Annotated in this window: 14 protein-coding genes; 8 read left to right on the forward strand and 6 right to left on the reverse strand. The window is 62.3% G+C overall.

What is annotated here, in order from left to right; all coding sequences use genetic code 11:
* Positions 1–3: 3 nt before the first annotated feature.
* Positions 4–3,453, reverse strand: coding sequence for a transcription-repair coupling factor (gene mfd / locus BLP99_RS01695; RefSeq protein ID WP_092179566.1), 3,450 nt, complete (start codon positions 3,451–3,453; stop codon positions 4–6).
* Between the two features lie 169 nt (positions 3,454–3,622).
* Here mfd and BLP99_RS01700 point away from each other — a divergent pair, with 169 nt between their 5' ends.
* Positions 3,623–5,086, forward strand: coding sequence for a glyceraldehyde-3-phosphate dehydrogenase (locus BLP99_RS01700; protein WP_072388986.1), 1,464 nt, complete (start codon positions 3,623–3,625; stop codon positions 5,084–5,086).
* 90 nt (positions 5,087–5,176) lie between these two features.
* On the opposite strand, the gene BLP99_RS01705 is transcribed toward BLP99_RS01700, so the two are convergent.
* Positions 5,177–6,478, reverse strand: coding sequence for an MFS transporter (locus BLP99_RS01705; RefSeq protein WP_072430359.1), 1,302 nt, complete (start codon positions 6,476–6,478; stop codon positions 5,177–5,179).
* Between the two features lie 215 nt (positions 6,479–6,693).
* Between BLP99_RS01705 and BLP99_RS01710 the strand changes: the two genes are divergently transcribed.
* Both BLP99_RS01710 and sthA read left to right on the forward strand, forming a co-directional pair.
* A complete protein-coding gene (locus BLP99_RS01710) occupies positions 6,694–7,692 on the forward strand; it encodes an FAD:protein FMN transferase (protein ID WP_256327589.1) in 999 nt (332 codons plus the stop codon).
* Positions 7,693–7,910: 218 nt separating this feature from the next.
* A complete protein-coding gene (sthA, locus tag BLP99_RS01715) occupies positions 7,911–9,305 on the forward strand; it encodes a Si-specific NAD(P)(+) transhydrogenase (protein ID WP_053158653.1) in 1,395 nt (464 codons plus the stop codon).
* A gap of 42 nt (positions 9,306–9,347) precedes the next feature.
* Here the strand turns inward: sthA and BLP99_RS01720 are convergent, their stop codons facing one another.
* Both BLP99_RS01720 and BLP99_RS01725 read right to left on the reverse strand, forming a co-directional pair.
* Positions 9,348–10,070, reverse strand: coding sequence for a glycerophosphodiester phosphodiesterase (locus BLP99_RS01720; RefSeq protein WP_072388980.1), 723 nt, complete (start codon positions 10,068–10,070; stop codon positions 9,348–9,350).
* Positions 10,067–10,663: a PilZ domain-containing protein gene (locus tag BLP99_RS01725; RefSeq protein WP_072388978.1), complete on the reverse strand. Its 597-nt coding sequence runs from the start codon at positions 10,661–10,663 to the stop codon at positions 10,067–10,069. Before BLP99_RS01725 ends, BLP99_RS01720 begins: the two co-directional genes overlap by 4 nt.
* Before the next feature lie 94 nt (positions 10,664–10,757).
* On the opposite strand from BLP99_RS01725, the gene BLP99_RS01730 reads away from it, so the two are divergent.
* From BLP99_RS01730 to BLP99_RS01740, 3 genes are all read left to right on the forward strand, one after another.
* Positions 10,758–12,008: a lipoprotein-releasing ABC transporter permease subunit gene (locus BLP99_RS01730; RefSeq protein WP_072388976.1), complete on the forward strand. Its 1,251-nt coding sequence runs from the start codon at positions 10,758–10,760 to the stop codon at positions 12,006–12,008.
* A gap of 7 nt (positions 12,009–12,015) precedes the next feature.
* A complete protein-coding gene (gene lolD, locus BLP99_RS01735) occupies positions 12,016–12,699 on the forward strand; it encodes a lipoprotein-releasing ABC transporter ATP-binding protein LolD (RefSeq protein ID WP_165887691.1) in 684 nt (227 codons plus the stop codon).
* A gap of 61 nt (positions 12,700–12,760) precedes the next feature.
* Positions 12,761–14,005, forward strand: a complete 1,245-nt coding sequence (locus tag BLP99_RS01740; RefSeq protein WP_072388972.1) for a lipoprotein-releasing ABC transporter permease subunit — start codon at positions 12,761–12,763, stop codon at positions 14,003–14,005.
* Positions 14,006–14,173: 168 nt separating this feature from the next.
* Here BLP99_RS01740 and BLP99_RS01745 read toward each other — a convergent pair whose 3' ends face one another.
* Together BLP99_RS01745 and BLP99_RS01750 are read right to left on the reverse strand one after the other, a co-directional pair.
* Positions 14,174–15,532 (reverse strand): heavy metal sensor histidine kinase, encoded by a 1,359-nt coding sequence (locus BLP99_RS01745; RefSeq protein WP_076407220.1) that lies wholly within the window; start codon positions 15,530–15,532, stop codon positions 14,174–14,176.
* A complete protein-coding gene (locus BLP99_RS01750) occupies positions 15,529–16,209 on the reverse strand; it encodes a heavy metal response regulator transcription factor (protein WP_072458054.1) in 681 nt (226 codons plus the stop codon). Before BLP99_RS01750 ends, BLP99_RS01745 begins: the two co-directional genes overlap by 4 nt.
* 159 nt (positions 16,210–16,368) lie before the next feature.
* Between BLP99_RS01750 and copI the strand changes: the two genes are divergently transcribed.
* Both copI and queF read left to right on the forward strand, forming a co-directional pair.
* Positions 16,369–16,890, forward strand: a complete 522-nt coding sequence (gene copI, locus BLP99_RS01755; RefSeq protein WP_072458053.1) for a copper-resistant cuproprotein CopI — start codon at positions 16,369–16,371, stop codon at positions 16,888–16,890.
* A gap of 61 nt (positions 16,891–16,951) precedes the next feature.
* On the forward strand, positions 16,952–17,782 hold the full coding sequence (gene queF, locus BLP99_RS01760; RefSeq protein WP_092179568.1) for an NADPH-dependent 7-cyano-7-deazaguanine reductase QueF: 831 nt from the start codon (positions 16,952–16,954) through the stop codon (positions 17,780–17,782).
* The last annotated feature ends 75 nt before the right edge of the window (positions 17,783–17,857 follow it).

The raw sequence follows: 17,857 nt of genomic DNA on the forward strand, positions 1-17,857 counted from the left end.
CCTTCAAGCAGTGGTCGGGGTGAGGCGCTCGAACAGCGCTTCTACGGTATTGAAACGCTCTTCCGGGCGTTCCATGGGCACCATGAACTTGAACATCGTGGCACCCTCGAACTTGTAGCGTTTGGGCTGGCCCTGGATCAGCTTGATCAGCACCAGCGGATCGACCGGGGTCTGGGCCTCGAACTCGATACGGCCGCCGTTGGGCCCGCCGTCGACTTTCTTGATGCCCAATTGCTCGGCCTTGAGCTTGAGCAGCGTGGTACGTACCAGGTTCTTGGTCGGCTCCGGCAGCAGGCCGAAGCGGTCGATCATCTCCACTTGCAGGTCCTTGAGGCCTTCTTCATCGCTGGCCGAGGCGATGCGTTTGTAGAGAATCAGCCGCGCATGCACGTCCGGCAGATAGTCCTCGGGAATCAGCGCCGGTACCCGGAGGTTGATTTCCGGCCCGCCACCCAGGGGCTGGTCGAGGTTCGGCTGTTCGCCCTTGCGGATCGACTTGACGGCCCGTTCGAGCATTTCCATGTACAGGGTGAAGCCGACGGCCTGAATCTGGCCACTCTGGCCATCGCCCAGCAGCTCACCGGCGCCGCGGATTTCCAGGTCGTTGGTCGCCAGTACGAAGCCCGCGCCGAGGTCCTGGGTGTTGGCGATGGCCTCCAGGCGTTTCTCAGCATCCGGGGTGATCTGCTGGCGTGGCGGTGTCAGCAGGTAGGCATAGGCCTGATGATGGCTGCGTCCGACCCGACCGCGCAACTGATGCAACTGGGCCAGGCCGAACTTGTCGGCGCGCTCGATGATGATGGTGTTGGCGCTGGGCACGTCGATGCCGGTTTCGATGATGGTCGAGGCGATCAGCACGTTGAAGCGCTTGTGGTAGAAATCGCTCATCACCTGCTCGAGTTCACGTTCGCGCATCTGTCCATGGCCGATGCCGATCCGGGCTTCCGGTACCAGCTCGGCCAGGTCGGCGGCGCATTTCTCGATGGTCTTGACGTCGTTGTGCAGGTAATAGACCTGGCCGCCACGCAGCAACTCCCGCAGCAGGGCTTCCTTGACCGTGCTCTTGTTCTGTTCCATGACGAACGTGCGCACCGACAGGCGACGGGCCGGCGGCGTGGCGATGATCGACAGGTCGCGCATGCCCGACACCGCCATGTTCAGCGTGCGCGGGATCGGCGTGGCGGTGAGGGTCAGGATGTCGACTTCGCTGCGCAGGGCCTTGAGCTGTTCTTTCTGGCGCACACCGAAGCGGTGCTCTTCGTCGATGATCACCAGTCCGAGGTTTTTGATCTTCACATCGTCCTGCAGCAATTTATGCGTGCCGATGACGATGTCGATCTTGCCCTCGGCCAGATCCTTAACCGCAGCGTTCACTTCCTTGGCGGATTTGAAGCGGCTCATCACTTCCACTGTCACCGGCCAGTCGGCGAAGCGGTCGCGGAAACTGTTGTAGTGCTGCTGGGCGAGCAGGGTGGTCGGCACCAGGATCGCCACCTGCTTGCCGCTGTGCACGGCAATGAACGCGGCGCGCATCGCCACTTCGGTCTTGCCGAAGCCGACATCGCCGCACACCAGCCGGTCCATCGGCTTGGGCGCGAGCATGTCGGCGCGCACGGCTTCGATGGTGGTCTGCTGGTCGACGGTCTCTTCGAACGGGAAGCCGGCGCTGAAGGTCTCGTAATCGGCTTTCGGGTCGGTGAACGCGAAACCTTCCCGCGCGGCCCGGCGGGCGTAGATATCCAGCAGCTCGGCGGCGACGTCGCGCACCTGTTCGGCGGCCTTGCGCTTGGCCTTCTGCCAGGTTTCCGAGCCCAGGCGGTGCAACGGGGCCAGGGCATCGTCGCTGCCGGTATAGCGTGCGATCAGGTGCAGGTTCGCCACCGGCACGTAGAGCTTGGCACCCTCGGCGTATTCCAGGGTGAGGAATTCGGCCGTCTGGTTATCGACTTCCAGGGTGGCCAGGCCCAGGTATCGGCCCACACCGTGGTCGATGTGCACCACCGGGGCGCCCTCGCGCAGCTCGGTGAGGTTCTTGATGACGGCTTCGTTGCTGGCGTCGGCCCGTTTCTCGCGGCGCCTGCGCTGCATCACGCGCTGGCCGAACAACGGGCTTTCGGCGACCAGTGCAAGGGCCGGATCGTCGAGCACCAGCCCTTCGTCCAGCGGCGCGATGGTGATCGCCAGTCGATCCGTGCCGGCGACGAAGTCCGGCCAGCTGTCCACGGTCTTGGGTCGCAGCTTCAGGCGCTCGAGCAGTTCCAGCAGGACTTCTCGCCGTCCGGCGGACTCGGCGGTGAACAGGACGCGGCCGGGAAATTCGTCGAGAAAGCCCGCCAGGGCCCACAACGGTTGGGTGGCCTTGGCTTCGATGGCCAGGTCGGGCAGGGGCTTGGCGGGGAAACGTTCGCGGCCGACACCGGGCTCCACGTCCTGCTGGCTGGCCACCACGCGGGGCCAGCTCTTGAGGCGGGCAAAGCAGTCTTCCACCGGCAGGAACAGCTCGGCCGGCGGCAATAGCGGGCGGGCCGGGTCGACGCGGCGCTCTTCGTAACGGTTGCGCACGTCGTTCCAGAAGTTTTCCGCCGCCTGTTCGATGCCGGGCAGGGAAAACACCTGGGTGTCCTGTGGCAGATAGTCGAACAGCGTGGACGTGTCTTCGAAGAACAATGGCAGGTAGTACTCGATCCCGGCCGGGGTGATCCCGCTGCTCAGGTCCTGGAAGATCGGGCAGCGGCGGAAATCCACATCGAAGCGTTCGCGAAAGCGTGCCTTGAAACGGGTCACGGCTTCCTTCTGCAGCGGGAACTCCTTGGCGGGCAGCAGGCGGACCGACTGGACCTTGTCGATGGATCGCTGGTTTTCCGGGTCGAAGGTGCGCAGTGTCTCGATTTCGTCATCGAACAGGTCGATGCGATAAGGCAGCTTGCTGCCCATCGGGAACAGATCGATCAATGCCCCGCGTACGGCGAACTCGCCGTGCTCGTAGACGGTATCGACGCAACGATAGCCGCTGGCTTCCAGGCGGCTGCGCATCTGCTCGACGTCGAGTTTCTGGCCGATGTCCAGCACCAGGCTGCTACCGAGCAGGAACTGGGTCGGTGCCAGGCGATGTAGGGCCGTGGTGATCGGCACTACCAAAACGCCATGACTGAGCTCGGGCAACCGGTAGAGGCTGGCGATTCGCTGGGAAATGATGTCCTGGTGCGGGGAAAACAGGTCGTAGGGCAGGGTTTCCCAATCCGGGAAATGCAGCACTGGCAAATCCGGGGCGAAGAAACTCAGCTCCTGTTCCAACCGCTCGGCGCTCTGGCTGTCGGCGGTCAGCAGCAGGGTGAAGCGCTTTGCAGCGCTGGCGGCCTCGGCGATGGCCAGGCTCAGGGCGGCACCGGGCAGGTTGCCCCAGTGCTGTTTACCTGCACAGGCAGGGAGATGCGGGAGACGCAGAACGGGCACGGAAGGTTGAGCTCCAAGCGTTGCGACAAAGTCGACAATTGTAGCGGGGTAAAGGGGGGGCTGTCAGTCGTAGACTACCCTGGCGAAGGGGAAAACCACGGCGCGACAGGCGCGCATTGCTCAGCCGTGGACTCGGCGGCATAATGTAGCCCCTTTTTTCAGCCCCTACATGTGGAAGGTTCCCGTGACTCAGAAGCCCGACCAGTGTCTTGGTGAATGGATCGACCGTGAAGCACTCGCCGAAGCGATGATCCCTCTCATCGGTCAGCTCTACCGCAATAACAACGTGGTGAGCTCGATCTATGGCCGCAGCCTGATCAACCAGTCTGTCATCGCGATTCTCAAGGCTCACCGCTTTGCTCGCCACCGTCAGTCTGACGACAGCGAATTGTCCGTCCACGAAACTTTCCCTCTGCTCAAGGCCATGAGCGAGCTCAAGCTCGGTGCCGCCTCGGTGGACCTGGGCAAGCTGGCCGTCAAGTTCAAGGCCCAGGGCAATGGCCGCAGCGCCGAGCAGTTCGTTCGCGAAGAGCTGGCCGATGTGGTGGGTCAACAGAACGCTTCGGCCCGTAAAGGTACCGACGTGGTGCTGTACGGCTTCGGTCGTATCGGCCGTCTGCTGGCGCGCATCCTGATCGAGAAGACCGGTGGCGGCGACGGCCTGCGCCTGCGGGCCATCGTGGTGCGCAAGGGCGCCGAGAACGACCTGACCAAGCGTGCCAGCCTGCTGCGCCGCGATTCGGTCCACGGTTCGTTCAACGGCACCATCATCATCGATGAAGAAAACAACACCATCTGCGCCAACGGTAACCTGATCCAGGTGATCTACGCGAAGAACCCCACCGAGGTGGACTACACCCAGTACGGCATCAAGGACGCCCTGCTGGTGGACAACACCGGCGTATGGCGTGATGCCGATGGCCTGGGCCAGCATCTGGCCTGCCCGGGCATCGACCGGGTCGTGCTGACCGCGCCTGGCAAGGGCAAGCTGAAGAACATCGTTCACGGTATCAACCATGGCGATATCACGGCCGAGGACAAGATCGTCTCCGCCGCGTCCTGCACCACCAACGCCATTGTGCCGGTGCTCAAGGCGGTCAACGACAAGTTCGGCATCGTCAACGGTCACGTTGAAACCGTGCACTCGTATACCAACGACCAGAACCTGATCGACAACTTCCACAAGGGCGATCGCCGTGGCCGCAGCGCCGCGTTGAACATGGTCATCACCGAAACCGGTGCCGCCACCGCCGCTGCCAAGGCCCTGCCTGAGCTGGCCGGCAAGCTGACCGGCAACGCGATCCGTGTGCCGACGCCAAACGTGTCGATGGCTATTCTCAACCTGAACCTGGAGAAAGCCACCAGCCGCGAAGAGATGAACGAGTACCTGCGCTATGTGGCGCTGCATTCGGAACTGCACAAGCAGATCGATTTCGTCAATTCGCAGGAAGTGGTCTCCACCGACTTCGTAGGCTCGCGCCACGCCGGCGTAGTCGATGCCGAAGCCACCATCTGCAACGACAACCGCGTTGTCCTGTATGTGTGGTACGACAACGAGTTCGGTTACAGCTGCCAGGTGGTTCGCGTAATGGAAGACATGGCCGGTGTAAACCCGCCAGCGTTCCCGCGCTAAGCCCAGGCCGCCCATGAAAACGCCCCGACTTGTCGGGGCGTTTTTTTGTCTGGGCTTTATGTCCTGCGCAAGGCCTGCTCGCGCCAGGACTTATCTGGCGCCGCCCGCCATCGAAGCCTGTGCAGTGCGCAATTCATGACGATTGCCCCTGAACAGCACCAGGGTCGCCACCAGCCCCAACACCGCCGCGCCACTGAGCCATATGCCGGGAGCCGCCTTGTTCCCCAGCTCATGGATCAGATAAGTACAGGCCGCCGGGGTAAAGCCGCCGAAGGTGGCGGTGGCAAGGCTGTAGGCCAGGGAAAAGCCGGTGGTGCGCACCTCAACCGGCATGATTTCCGTCAAGGCCACCACCATGGCGCCGTTGTAGGATCCGTACAGGAACGAGAACCACAGTTCGACCATCAGCAGGTGGCTGAAGCTAGGGTTCGTCACCAGCCATGACAGCGCTGGATATGCCGTTAGGATCGCCAGGATTGTCGCTCCCAGCAGCAAGGGCTTGCGTCCGATCTTGTCGGAAAACGCACCCATCACCGGTAACCAGAAGAAGTTCGACAGGCCGATGCATACCGTGACCAGCAAGGCATCCAGATCCGACAGGTTCAATTCGGCCTTGCCGAAGGTCGGGGTATAGGCGGTGATCAGGTAGAACGACACCGTGGTCATGACCACCATCGCCATGCCGGCCAGGACGATGCCAAAGTTCTGACCGATGGAGCGGATGATTTCCGACAGGGTTGGGCGGTGTTTTCTTGCTTGGAACTCAGGGGTTTCCTCCAGAGAGCGACGGATCACGAAAATGGCCGGCACGATCATGCAGCCCACCAGGAAAGGTACGCGCCAACCCCATTCGCCCATTTCCTGGGGGCTCAGCCAATGATTGAGGGCCACCCCCAGCAGCCCGGCAAACACCACGGCGGCCTGTTGGCTGGCGGACTGCCAACTGACAAAGAAACCCTTGCGTCCCGGCGTGGAGATTTCCGCCAGGTACACCGACACACCGCCCAATTCCACACCGGCGGAAAAGCCCTGCAGCAACCGCCCCAGCAGCACCAGCAGCGGGGCCATCACGCCCAGGGTGGCGTAACCTGGCACACAGGCGATCAGCAAGGTGCCCGCGGCCATCATCGCCAGGGTGATGATCAGTCCCTTGCGGCGACCGTGTCGGTCAATATAGGCGCCGAGAAAGATCGCCCCCAGCGGACGCATCAGAAACCCGGCGCCGAACGTGGCCAGGGACAGCATCAGCGAAGCGAAGGCACTGTCGGTGGGAAAGAACGTCCTGGCGATGGCCGTGGCGTAGAAGCCGTAGACCATGAAGTCGAACATCTCGAGAAAATTGCCGCTGACCACGCGAAAGATCGCCTTGGCGCTGCTCGTGTTGGAAGACATGTCGGTACTCACTCTGGCAAATCTTGTAGGAATCGCAGTACCTGTGGGAGCGAGCCTGCTGGCGGTGGCGACGGATCAATCAGCACCCATGCGACTGACTCTCCACTATCACGACCAGGTTCGCTTCCACAGATTCGCGCATGCACGCGCTGACGCCCATAATGGCGGGCGCGGTTTTGAGGGGAGATGAAGATTTGTTAATTGGACGCAGGGAGATGCTTGTGGTCCTGGTTGCTGCCTTGTCCGGCTGCGGCAACGGCGACACCCTCGAGCGATTCGACGGGCCCACCATGGGTAGTCGTTATTCTGTCCAATACGTCAGGCATTCCGCCGCCCCTGGCCCGAAAGCGCTGCAGGGCGAGGTGGAAAGCATCCTCGCCGAAGTGGACCGGCAGTTCTCGACCTATCGCAGCGATTCCGAGATCGAGCTTTTCAACGGGTTGCCGGCCAACAGTTGCAAGGTCATGCCCGGGCCGGTCCTGGAACTGATACGAGTGGGGGAACGGTTGTCCCTGGACAGCGAGGGGGCTTTCGACCTGACGGTGCAGCCGTTGTTGAACCTGTGGGGATTCGGCCCCCAGTCCCGGGAAGAAAAGGTGCCAACCGCGCAAGCCCTGGCCCAGGCGCGGCAGCGTGTCGGCTACGGGCTCCTGCGTATCGACGGTGAGCGGTTGTGCAAGGACGCCGCGGTGGAAGTCGATTTCAACAGCGTCGCCGCGGGCCATGCCGTGGACCGGATCGCCGCCAGGCTCCAGGCCCTGGGCATCGACAGCTACCTGGTGGAAGCCACGGGAGAGCTCAAGGCTGCCGGACACAAGCCCGATGGCGCGCCCTGGCGAGTCGCCCTGGAAGAACCCCGGGACGACCGGCAGGTGGCCGAGCGTGTCATCGAGGTCGATGGTTATGGGGTTTCGACGTCCGGTGACTACCGTCATTATTTCGAACAGGACGGAACGCGTTATTCCCACACGCTCGACGCACGCACCGGTTCGCCGGTCCGACACAACCTGGCGTCAGTGACTGTGATTCATCCTTCGGCGTTGATGGCCGATGGACTATCGACGCTGTTGCTGATTCTCGGCCCGGAAAGGGGCTGGGACTATGCCGAAAAACACGGCATCGGGGTATTTTTCGTGGTGCGGGAGCAGGGGCGCTTCGTCATCCGCACCAATGATGCATTTGAACGGTTTAGCACCGACAAAGCCCAACGATGACAGGCTGGTGAGAGGGTTGGTGTGGCGAAATGGCGCAGGCAAAAGGGGGTGCCCCCTAGCCTAGGACGCGACCAAGGGGTAATGTGCGCGGCGTTGACGCTTCTATAGACTGTGGCCGGGCTCGTGAACCGGCCCCAAATTGTTCCTTCATGCCGCAAACGGCGTGATTTAGCCGTGGTCGCCAAGTCCGGCGCCGCGGCCTGTTCTGAGGAGTACGCATGGCTGTCTACAACTACGACGTGGTGGTACTGGGTTCCGGCCCGGCGGGGGAAGGCGCGGCTATGAACGCCGCCAAGGCAGGGCGCAAGGTGGCGATGGTCGACAGCCGTCGGCAGGTCGGCGGCAACTGCACCCACCTGGGCACCATCCCGTCCAAGGCCTTGCGTCACTCGGTCCGGCAGATCATGCAATTCAACACCAATCCGATGTTCCGGGCGATCGGCGAGCCGCGCTGGTTTTCCTTCCCGGACGTGCTCAAGAGCGCCGAGAAAGTCATTTCCAAGCAAGTGGCCTCGCGTACCGGCTACTACGCTCGCAATCGCGTGGATGTGTTCTTCGGCACCGGCAGCTTCGCCGACGAGCAGACCGTCGAAGTGGTCTGTGGCAACGGCGTCGTGGAAAAGCTGGTGGCCAAGCACATCATCATCGCCACTGGTTCGCGCCCGTATCGCCCGGCCGATATCGACTTCAACCATGCGCGGATCTACGACAGCGACACCATCCTGAGCCTGGGCCATACCCCGCGTAAGCTGATCGTCTATGGCGCCGGCGTGATCGGTTGTGAATATGCCTCGATCTTCAGTGGCCTTGGGGTACTAGTGGAACTGGTGGACAACCGTGGCCAGCTGTTGAGTTTCCTGGATTCGGAAATCTCCCAGGCCCTGAGCTATCACTTCAGCAACAACAACATCACCGTGCGCCACAACGAAGAGTACGACCGCGTCGAGGGTGTGGACAACGGCGTGATCCTGCACCTCAAGTCCGGCAAGAAGATCAAGGCCGACGCCTTGCTATGGTGCAATGGCCGCACCGGCAACACCGACGCCCTGGGCCTGGAAAACATCGGCGTGAAGGTCAACAGCCGTGGCCAGATCGAAGTCGATGAAAACTATCGCACCTGCGTGCCGAACATCTATGGCGCCGGTGACGTGATCGGTTGGCCGAGCCTGGCCAGTGCCGCCCACGACCAGGGTCGTTCGGCCGCCGGCAGCATCGTCGACAATGGCAGCTGGCGCTTCGTCAACGACGTTCCGACCGGTATCTACACCATTCCGGAGATCAGCTCCATTGGCAAGAACGAGCAGGAGCTGACCCAGGCCAAGGTGCCGTACGAAGTGGGCAAGGCTTTCTTCAAGAGCATGGCGCGGGCACAGATCGCCGGCGAGCCGCAAGGCATGCTCAAGATCCTGTTCCACCGCGAGACGCTGGAAGTGCTGGGCGTGCACTGCTTCGGCTACCAGGCCTCGGAGATCGTCCACATCGGCCAGGCGATCATGAACCAGCCTGGCGAGCTGAACACGCTGAAGTACTTCGTCAACACCACGTTCAACTACCCGACCATGGCCGAAGCCTATCGGGTAGCGGCCTACGACGGGCTCAACCGGCTTTTTTGAGCGGCTCCGGCCGGTGGCCTGAGCCGGCCGGGGAGACCGATTTCAGCAATTCTCGAGCGTGGCAGTGGCCAAACCGGGAAAGTCTGTAATCAGGCTGTCAGCGCCAAAGTCGGCGAGCCTGCGCATGAGCGCGGGCTCGTTGACGGTCCACACCGACACATGCAGGCCCTGACGCTGCGCCTTGATCAGGCGTTCCGGCGTGCACAGGGTCCAGTTCAGCGCCAGAATCTCACAGCCATAGCTCTGCGCGACCTTCAACGGGTCGAGCCAGGCGTATTCCGCCACCAGGCCACGGGAAATGTCCGGGGTCAGCTCCAGGGCAGCCTTGAGCACCTCCCGGGAACTGGACGTGATGGTGACCTTGTCCAGCAGCCCGAAGCGCTGGGCCATTTCGCGAATGCCCAGCACCGTCGCCGCCGCCCGGGTGCGTGACGCGCTTTTGACTTCCAGTTGCCAATGCTCGAAATCACACTTCTCGAACAGCTCTTCGAGGCGCGGGATCGGGCATGGCGTGATCCAGCCCGGGCCACCTTTGCGCGCATCGTAGGTCACCAGCTCGGCGGCGGTATGTTCCACCACCTTGCCCCGGCGATCCGTGGTGCGCTTGAGGGTCGGGTCATGGATCACCATCAACTCGCCGTCCATGGAGAGGTGCAGGTCCAGTTCGCAACGGCGCACGCCGTGCTTGAGACATTCCTGAAAACCGGTCAGGGTGTTTTCCGGTGCTTCGCCCTTGGCGCCGCGGTGGCCATAGATGAGGGTCACGGTTGTTCCTTATGGGTACCTGATTCGTTCAGTTCTCGCGCCAGGCGACGTTCTTGCGCCTGTTTCTGCAGGATGTAGCGGGCCAGCAACTGGCGCTGGCCGTCGGTCGGGTGTTCGAACTCGGTACCGACATCATAGCCATCGCCCTTGGGATCGCAGTGGGTGACACGCGCCCGCAGCAACAGGCCCAGGGCCTGGGGCATCAGCACCAGTTTGATGGACAGGTGCGCGCCGACGGCAATGGGCGTGGGGTATTGGAAGTCGATGCCGCCTTCGGAAATGATCACCGGTTGTGGCTCGCCGATCTCCCCCAGCACCGTCAGGGCAATCACCTGGCTGAGCAGGTCGATGCGTTTGTTCATCACCTTGAGGTACGCCGCGATGCTGCGTTCGCGCTCGCTGATCTGGCGCAGCAGGTGTTGTGACTCGAATTCGCTCAGGTGCAGTTCGCTGAGCAGATTGAATAATGGAGAAGCATCCTGCAACAGTTCCTGGCTGGCGGCTTCAGGAATCGACAGGGGCTGAATTTCCAGTGCGATCGTGTCCTCGATACGGTAGTATTCGCGGCGATCTTCTTCATCTAATGTCGACATGGCGAACCCATGGTAGCGGCGGTGGTCTGAGTGTAAAGCTGGTTTGTGACCCCCGCCACAAGGACGTTCCTTTTCCCTCCGAACAAGCCCCGACATGTTCAGACCTCTCTTCGTATTTATCGGCACGCGTTATACCCGTGCAAAACGCCGCAACCATTTCGTATCGTTCATTTCCCTGACGTCCATCATCGGCCTGGCCCTTGGCGTGGTCGTGATGATTGTCGTGCTGTCGGTGATGAACGGCTTCGATCATGAAATGCGCACCCGTGTACTGGGCATGGTGCCCCATGCCACCGTCGAATCCGGCGAGGCCATCAGCGACTGGCCGAGCCTGGCCGCCCAGGTCAAGCACAATCCGCAGGTGCTGGCCGTGGCGCCTTTCACCCAGATGCAGGGGCTGCTGACCAACGACGGCAAGGTGTCCAAGGTGTTGCTCAACGGCATCGACCCCGGGCTCGAACGGCAGGTGTCGATCATCGACAACTTCATGCGGCAGGGCCGGCTGGACGACCTGGCGCCGGGCAGCTTCGGCATCGTCATCGGCGACAAGGCCGCGACCAAGCTCGGCGTCGCCATCGGCGACAAGCTGACGTTCGTCGCACCGGAGGTCACCGTGACCCCCGGCGGCATGTTCCCACGCATGAAGCGTTTTACCGTGGTCGGCATTTTCCATGTCGGTGCCGGCGAGCTGGACGGCTACCTGGGGGTCACCAACCTCCAGGACCTGGCGCGCCTGCATCGTTGGAAACCGGATCAGGTCCAGGGGTTGCGGTTGAAGTTCGACGATCTGTTCCAGGCGCCCCGTGTCGCCTGGAACATCGCCCAGCAGCTTGGCGAAGATCGTTATTACGCCCGCGACTGGACCCGTACCCACGGCAACCTGTACCAGGCGATCCGCATGGAAAAAGCCATGATCGGCCTGTTGTTGCTGCTGATCGTCGCCGTGGCCGCGTTCAACATCATTTCCACGCTGGTGATGGTGGTGAACGACAAGAAGGGCGACATCGCCATCCTGCGCACCCTGGGTGCCACGCCGGGGCAGATCATGCGCATCTTCATGGTCCAGGGCACGGTCATCGGTGTGATCGGCACGATTGTCGGCGCCCTGGTCGGGATGTTCGCCGCGCTGAACGTCAGCGCCGCGATTGCCGCCCTCGAAGGCCTGATCGGCCACAAGTTCCTCAACGCCGACGTGTACTTCATCGACTACCTGCCGTCGCAATTGCAGTCCGATGACGTGGTGATGGTCTGCGGCGCCGCGTTGATCCTGAGTTTCCTCGCCACCCTGTATCCAGCCTGGCGTGCCGCACGCACCCAGCCTGCGGAGGCGTTACGTTATGAGTGAGTCGGGCATGAGTGAAAAAGCGATCTTGAGCTGCCGCAACCTGGGTAAATCCTACGAGGAGGGCCCGGAGTCGGTAGTGGTGTTGTCGGGCCTGCAACTGGAGCTGTTCCCGGGTGAGCGCGTGGCGATTGTCGGCACGTCCGGGTCGGGCAAGAGTACCTTGCTCAATCTGCTGGGCGGTCTCGACACGCCCACCGCCGGCAGTGTCTGGCTGGCGGGCGAGGAACTCTCGGCGCTGAACGAGAAGGGCCGCGGCCTGCTGCGCAACCGTTCCCTGGGCTTCGTCTACCAGTTCCACCATCTGTTGCCGGAATTCACCGCACTGGAAAACGTCTGCATGCCGTTGCTGATCGGCCGTACCGCGATTCCCGAAGCTCGCCAGCGGGCCACGGCGTTGCTGGAGCGGGTCGGGCTGGGGCACCGCCTTGAACACAAGCCGGCCGAACTGTCCGGTGGCGAGCGCCAGCGGGTGGCGATTGCCCGGGCGTTGGTCAACAAGCCGGGCCTGGTGATGCTCGACGAGCCGACCGGTAACCTCGATTCCCACACCGCCCAAGGCATCCAGGACCTGATGCTGGAGCTCAGCACCTCGTTGCGCACCGCGTTCCTGGTGGTTACCCACGACATGAATCTGGCCCGGCAGATGGACCGCGTGCTGCATCTGCAGGAAGGTTGCCTGACCCCTATCTGACCGACCGGAACCCGGCGCAGCATCCATGCGCCGGGTCATTTATCTTTTTACGGTGCCCCGAATGTTCAGACCGTTATCGATCTTTATCGGCACGCGCTATACCCGCGCCAAGCGTCGCAATCGCTTCGTTTCATTCATCTCCATGACGTCGATGATCGGCCTCGCCCTGGGCGTGCTGGCGATGATCGTGGTGCTCTCGGTCATGAATGGTTTCCAGCGCGAAATGAGCTCGCGCATCCTTGGCATGGTGCCCCACGCCACCATCGTCGGGGTCAATCCCATCGATGACTGGCAACCGGTGGCCGCCGCGGCATTGAACAATCCCCAGGTGACGGCGGCCGTGCCGTTCACCGAAATGGAAGGCATGCTCAGCCATAAGGGCTCGATGCAGCCGATCCAGATCAGCGGTATCGATCCGGCCCAGGAAGGCAAGGTGTCCATCGTGGCCCAGCATATTGTCCAGGGGCGTCTCGATGCCTTGAAACCGGGCGAATATGGTGTGGTGATCGGTGAGATCACGGCTCGACGCTTTCGTTTGAACGTCGGCGACAAACTGACCTTGATCGTGCCGGAAGTCAGCACCGCGCCGGGGGGAATCACTCCGCGCATGCAGCGACTGAACGTGGTGGGTGTGTTCAAGGTGGGCGCCGAGCTGGATGGTTCCATGGCGCTGATCCACCTGGCCGACGCCGCACAGATGCAGCATTGGCAGCCGAACCAGGTGCAGAGCGTGCGTCTGGCGGTGAAGGACCTGTACGCCGCGCCCAAGGTGTCTGGCGATATCGCCAGCAGCCTGGGTGCAGGCTACAAGGCGGACGACTGGACCCACACCCAGGGCAGCCTGTTCAGTGCCATGAAAATGGAAAAGACCATGATCGGCCTGCTGTTGCTGATGATCGTCGCAGTGGCGGCGTTCAATATCATCGCGACCCTGATCATGGTGGTGAACGAAAAGGGCGCGGACATCGCGATCCTGCGGACCATCGGCGCCACGCCGCGGCAGATCATGGCGATCTTCATGGTCCAGGGTACGGTAATCGGCGTCGTCGGTACGGTGATCGGCGGAGTGCTGGGGGTGATCGCGGCGTTGAATGTCAGCGAGCTGGTGGGATGGCTGGAGCGGGTCAGTGGCCAGCACATCTTCAGTTCCGATGTGTATTTCATCAGCAACCTGCCGTCGGAGCTTCAGCGTGGCGACGTGATCCTGATCTGTGCCGCCGGCTTTATCCTGAGCTTCCTCGCCACGATCTACCCGGCCTGGCGTGCGGCGAAGACCGAGCCGGCGCAGGCGTTGCGGTATTCCTGATATCCAGGACCGGCTGCAGGGCCCTTGTTGCCAGGGAATTTACCCCGTTGGGCTGCGAAGCAGCCCTGAACCTGAAAGCTCGGTACATCAGACAGGTTGAATTGACAGTTTTGGGGGGGGCGCTTCGCGGCCCAGCGGGGATAAATCCCCTCGCCACAGGGTCTTGTGTCAGGGCTGGCCTGCCTTCGGCAATTCAATCATGAAGCGTGTCCAGCCATCGGCCGACTCGCAGTGGATATGCCCGCCGTGGGCATGGATGATCGAGCGGGTAATGGCCAGGCCCAGCCCCGCATGTTCACTGCTGCCTTCCCGGCGGGCCGGGTCGGCGCGATAGAAGCGATCGAACAGGCGCGGCAGCAGGTCTGCTGGAATGCCTTCGCCGCTGTTCTCCACATAGATCTTCAGCGCATGCGGGCCGTCAAGGATCTGCAGGCGCACTTCGCCGCCGCCGGGGGTGAAGCGCAAGGCATTGTCCAGCAGGTTGGAGAAGGCCCGGCGCAACATGCTGCGATCCCCCTCCACGCGACCGTCGCCTTCCCGGTTCAGCCGTACATTGACGTCTTCGGCCAAGGGTGCGAAGAACTCCAGCAGCACATCCACTTCCGCCGCCAGTAACAGCGGCTCACGGTTGGGCGCCAGCAGGCCATGGTCGGCCTTGGCCAGGTACAGCATGTCGTTGACCATTTGCGCCATCCATTGCAGTTCTTCGAGATTGCTGTGCAGCGCTTCGCGGTAGTCCTCCAGCGGACGTTCCCGGGTGAGGGTGACCTGGGTGTGGGTCAACAGGTTCGACAGCGGCGTGCGCAATTCATGGGCGATATCGGCGGAGAACGCCGAGAGCCGTTGAAACGCATCGTCAAGGCGTTCGAGCATGGCGTTGATGCTGTGGGCCAATTCGGCCAGTTCGGCAGGCATCTGCTCTTCGGGCAGGCGGGCGTTGAGGGAGCGGGCCGAGACGCTGCCGGCAATGGCCCCCATGCGCCGCAACGGCCGCAAGGCGCGTCGTGCGGCCCAGGCGCCCAGCAGGGCGGTAGCGAGGGCGGAGAGGCCCACGGTCAACCAGATCAGGCGCTGCATGCGTTGCAGAAAATGCTGGTGGTGGGTGATGTCCAGCAGCAGCGTCAGTTGTGGCGAGCCGGGACGGTTGGGGTCCAGTGGCGCATTCAGCACCCGGTAGTCGGTGTCTGCATCGCTGAGGGTCGACAGGCCAGGACTTTCCGGCAGTTGCTGTGGAATCCGGATCGAGCTGTCGTACCAGCGCACACCATTGCTGTCCTTGATACGCAACGCCAGGTCGGCCTGGCGGCTGAGTTCATCCTCCAGGCGCCTGCGGGTCTGCTCGGCGTCGAGATCCTGCAAGGCCCGGCGCAAGCCGATCAGCCGGCCTTCCAGCAACTGTTGATCCAGCTCGATGAAGTGCGCCTCGCTGCCGCGGCTGAACAGCACCCCGGCAAACAGCGACACCACGGCGGTGCAGGCGGCGAACAGCAGCGCCAGGCGACTGCTCAAGGACCACCGGGCCTTCACAGGCTTCGCTCTTCGAGCACATAGCCCATGCCGCGCACCGTGTGGATGAGCTTGCTGGGAAATTCGTCGTCAATCTTGATCCGCAGGCGGCGGATCGCGACTTCGATGACGTTGGTGTCACTGTCGAAGTTCATGTCCCAGACCTGGGAGGCGATCAGGGACTTGGGCAGCACCTCGCCCTGGCGCCGCAAAAGCATCTCCAACAGGGCGAATTCCTTGGCGGTGAGGTCGATGCGCCGACCGCTGCGTTCGACGCGGCGACGGATCAGATCCAGGCGCAAGTCGGCCAGTTGCAGGCTGGTTTCCTGGGGCGACGAACCGCCGCGACGCAACAGGCTGCGGACCCGTGCCAGCAATTCGGAAAACGCGAAGGGCTTGACCAGATAGTCGTCGGCGCCCAGTTCCAGGCCATGCACCCGGTCCTGGACAGCGTCCCGCGCGGTGAGAAACAGCACCGGAGTATCCAGCCCGGCGCCGCGTACGGCCTGCAGAATCTGCCAGCCATCGCGTCCGGGCAGCATCACGTCAAGGATCAACAGGGCGTATTCACCGCTCAGGGCCAGTTGCTGGCCGGTGATGCCATCGGCCACCAGGTCGGCATTGAACCCGGCTTCGCTCAGGCCCTGGCGCAAGTATTGGCCGGTTTTCGTTTGGTCTTCGACGATCAGCAATTTCATGGTGGCGGCTCGAGGCAGGATTGGAACGAGGGCGTTATACCGTGGCACGCAGGGCCATGGTGCAACCTGACAAAGTTGTAATCGAGCCGTCAGCCGATTGGCAGGCGCACGGCGATAGAGTTTCGCACAAGCTGAACCTCATCCCTTGGGAGTCTGAACATGTTAATGGGTAAACGCCTGATCCTGGCTGCTTGTGCAATCGTCCTCAGTGCGCCGTCATGGGCCTCGCCAGGCCATGTCGATTTTGGCCAGCCAGCGCCGGCGGCCAAGGCCAGTCGCAGTATCGAAGTGGTGATGGGGGACATGACCTTTTCGCCCGCGTCCCTCGATATCAAGGCCGGGGAGACCGTGCGTTTCGTATTGATCAATAAAGGCCAGTTACTCCACGAATTCAACCTGGGCGACGCGGCCATGCATGCCGAACACCAGCAGCAGATGCTCAAGATGCAACAGAACGGACAGTTGATGCCGACCGCGATGAAGCAGGGCATGGACCACGGCGCCATGGGCCACGGCCAGGCAGGCATGCGCCACGACGATCCCAACAGCGTGCTGGTGGAGCCGGGCAAGACAGCCGAACTGACCTGGACCTTCAGCAAGGTCACTCGCCTGGAGTTCGCTTGCAATATTCCCGGCCATTACCAGGCGGGAATGAAGGGTGACCTGACCGTCAGACAGTAAGCACTCAAAGGCGCTGGCAAAGGCTGATAGAATCCGCTGATTATTCAGTCAGGTTTCCGTCATGCATCCCGCAGCCGAACATTCGCCGCTGGGCAAATCCAGCGAATACATCGCCACGTACACGCCATCACTGCTGTTCCCGATCCCGCGCACCGCGAAATGGGCGGAACTGGGCCTGACGGCCGAGACCCTGCCGTACAAGGGCGTGGATTTCTGGAACTGTTTCGAGTTGTCGTGGCTGCTGCCTTCCGGCAAGCCGGTGGTGGCTATCGGTGAGTTCGCGATTCCGGCGGATTCGCCGAATATCATCGAGTCCAAGTCCTTCAAGTTGTATCTCAACTCCTTGAACCAGACCCCGTTCGCCGATACCGCAAGCCTGGAGGCGACCTTGCGCCAGGACCTTTCGGCCGCGGCCGGCAAGCCGGTGGCGGTGCGGGTTCGCAGCCTCCAGGAGGTGGAAAGCGAAGGCATCGTGGCACTGCCCGGCACTTGCATCGACGACCTGGACATCAGCGTCGATTCCTACGCGCATCCGCGCCCGGAGTTGCTGCGTTGCGACGCGTCGCGCATCGTCGAGGAAAGCCTGCACAGTCATTTGCTCAAATCCAACTGCCCGGTCACCAGCCAGCCGGATTGGGGCAGCGTGGCGGTGGAATATCGCGGCGCGGCCCTGGATCACGCCAGCCTGCTGGCCTACATCGTCAGTTTCCGCCAGCATTCGGATTTTCACGAGCAGTGTGTGGAGCGGATCTTCCTCGACCTGCAGCGTTTGCTCAAGCCGGAGAAATTGACGGTGTATGCGCGTTATGTGCGCCGTGGTGGACTGGACATCAACCCGTATCGCAGCACCGAAGCGATGCAATTGCCGAATCGTCGTCTGGTCCGTCAATGAAACGCCGACGGGGAAACGAGCCTGTTCGCGATGAGGGCGCCGCATTCAGCCTTGGGGTTGAGCAACGGTACGCAA

The sequence above is a fragment of the Pseudomonas sp. NFACC32-1 genome (genome assembly GCF_900101215.1).
Classification (GTDB): Bacteria; Pseudomonadota; Gammaproteobacteria; order Pseudomonadales; family Pseudomonadaceae; genus Aquipseudomonas.

Excerpts from the sequence above, each read along its gene's own strand:
- BLP99_RS01700 (WP_072388986.1), top strand. The coding sequence starts at position 3,623 with ATGTGGAAGGTTCCCGTGACTCAGAAGCCCGACCAGTGTCTTGGTGAA.
- BLP99_RS01705 (WP_072430359.1), bottom strand. The coding sequence starts at position 6,478 with ATGTCTTCCAACACGAGCAGCGCCAAGGCGATCTTTCGCGTGGTCAGC.
- BLP99_RS01710 (WP_256327589.1), top strand. The coding sequence starts at position 6,694 with ATGCTTGTGGTCCTGGTTGCTGCCTTGTCCGGCTGCGGCAACGGCGAC.
- sthA (WP_053158653.1), top strand. The coding sequence starts at position 7,911 with ATGGCTGTCTACAACTACGACGTGGTGGTACTGGGTTCCGGCCCGGCG.
- BLP99_RS01725 (WP_072388978.1), bottom strand. The coding sequence starts at position 10,663 with ATGTCGACATTAGATGAAGAAGATCGCCGCGAATACTACCGTATCGAG.
- BLP99_RS01730 (WP_072388976.1), top strand. The coding sequence starts at position 10,758 with ATGTTCAGACCTCTCTTCGTATTTATCGGCACGCGTTATACCCGTGCA.
- lolD (WP_165887691.1), top strand. The coding sequence starts at position 12,016 with ATGAGTGAAAAAGCGATCTTGAGCTGCCGCAACCTGGGTAAATCCTAC.
- BLP99_RS01740 (WP_072388972.1), top strand. The coding sequence starts at position 12,761 with ATGTTCAGACCGTTATCGATCTTTATCGGCACGCGCTATACCCGCGCC.
- BLP99_RS01750 (WP_072458054.1), bottom strand. The coding sequence starts at position 16,209 with ATGAAATTGCTGATCGTCGAAGACCAAACGAAAACCGGCCAATACTTG.
- copI (WP_072458053.1), top strand. The coding sequence starts at position 16,369 with ATGTTAATGGGTAAACGCCTGATCCTGGCTGCTTGTGCAATCGTCCTC.
- queF (WP_092179568.1), top strand. The coding sequence starts at position 16,952 with ATGCATCCCGCAGCCGAACATTCGCCGCTGGGCAAATCCAGCGAATAC.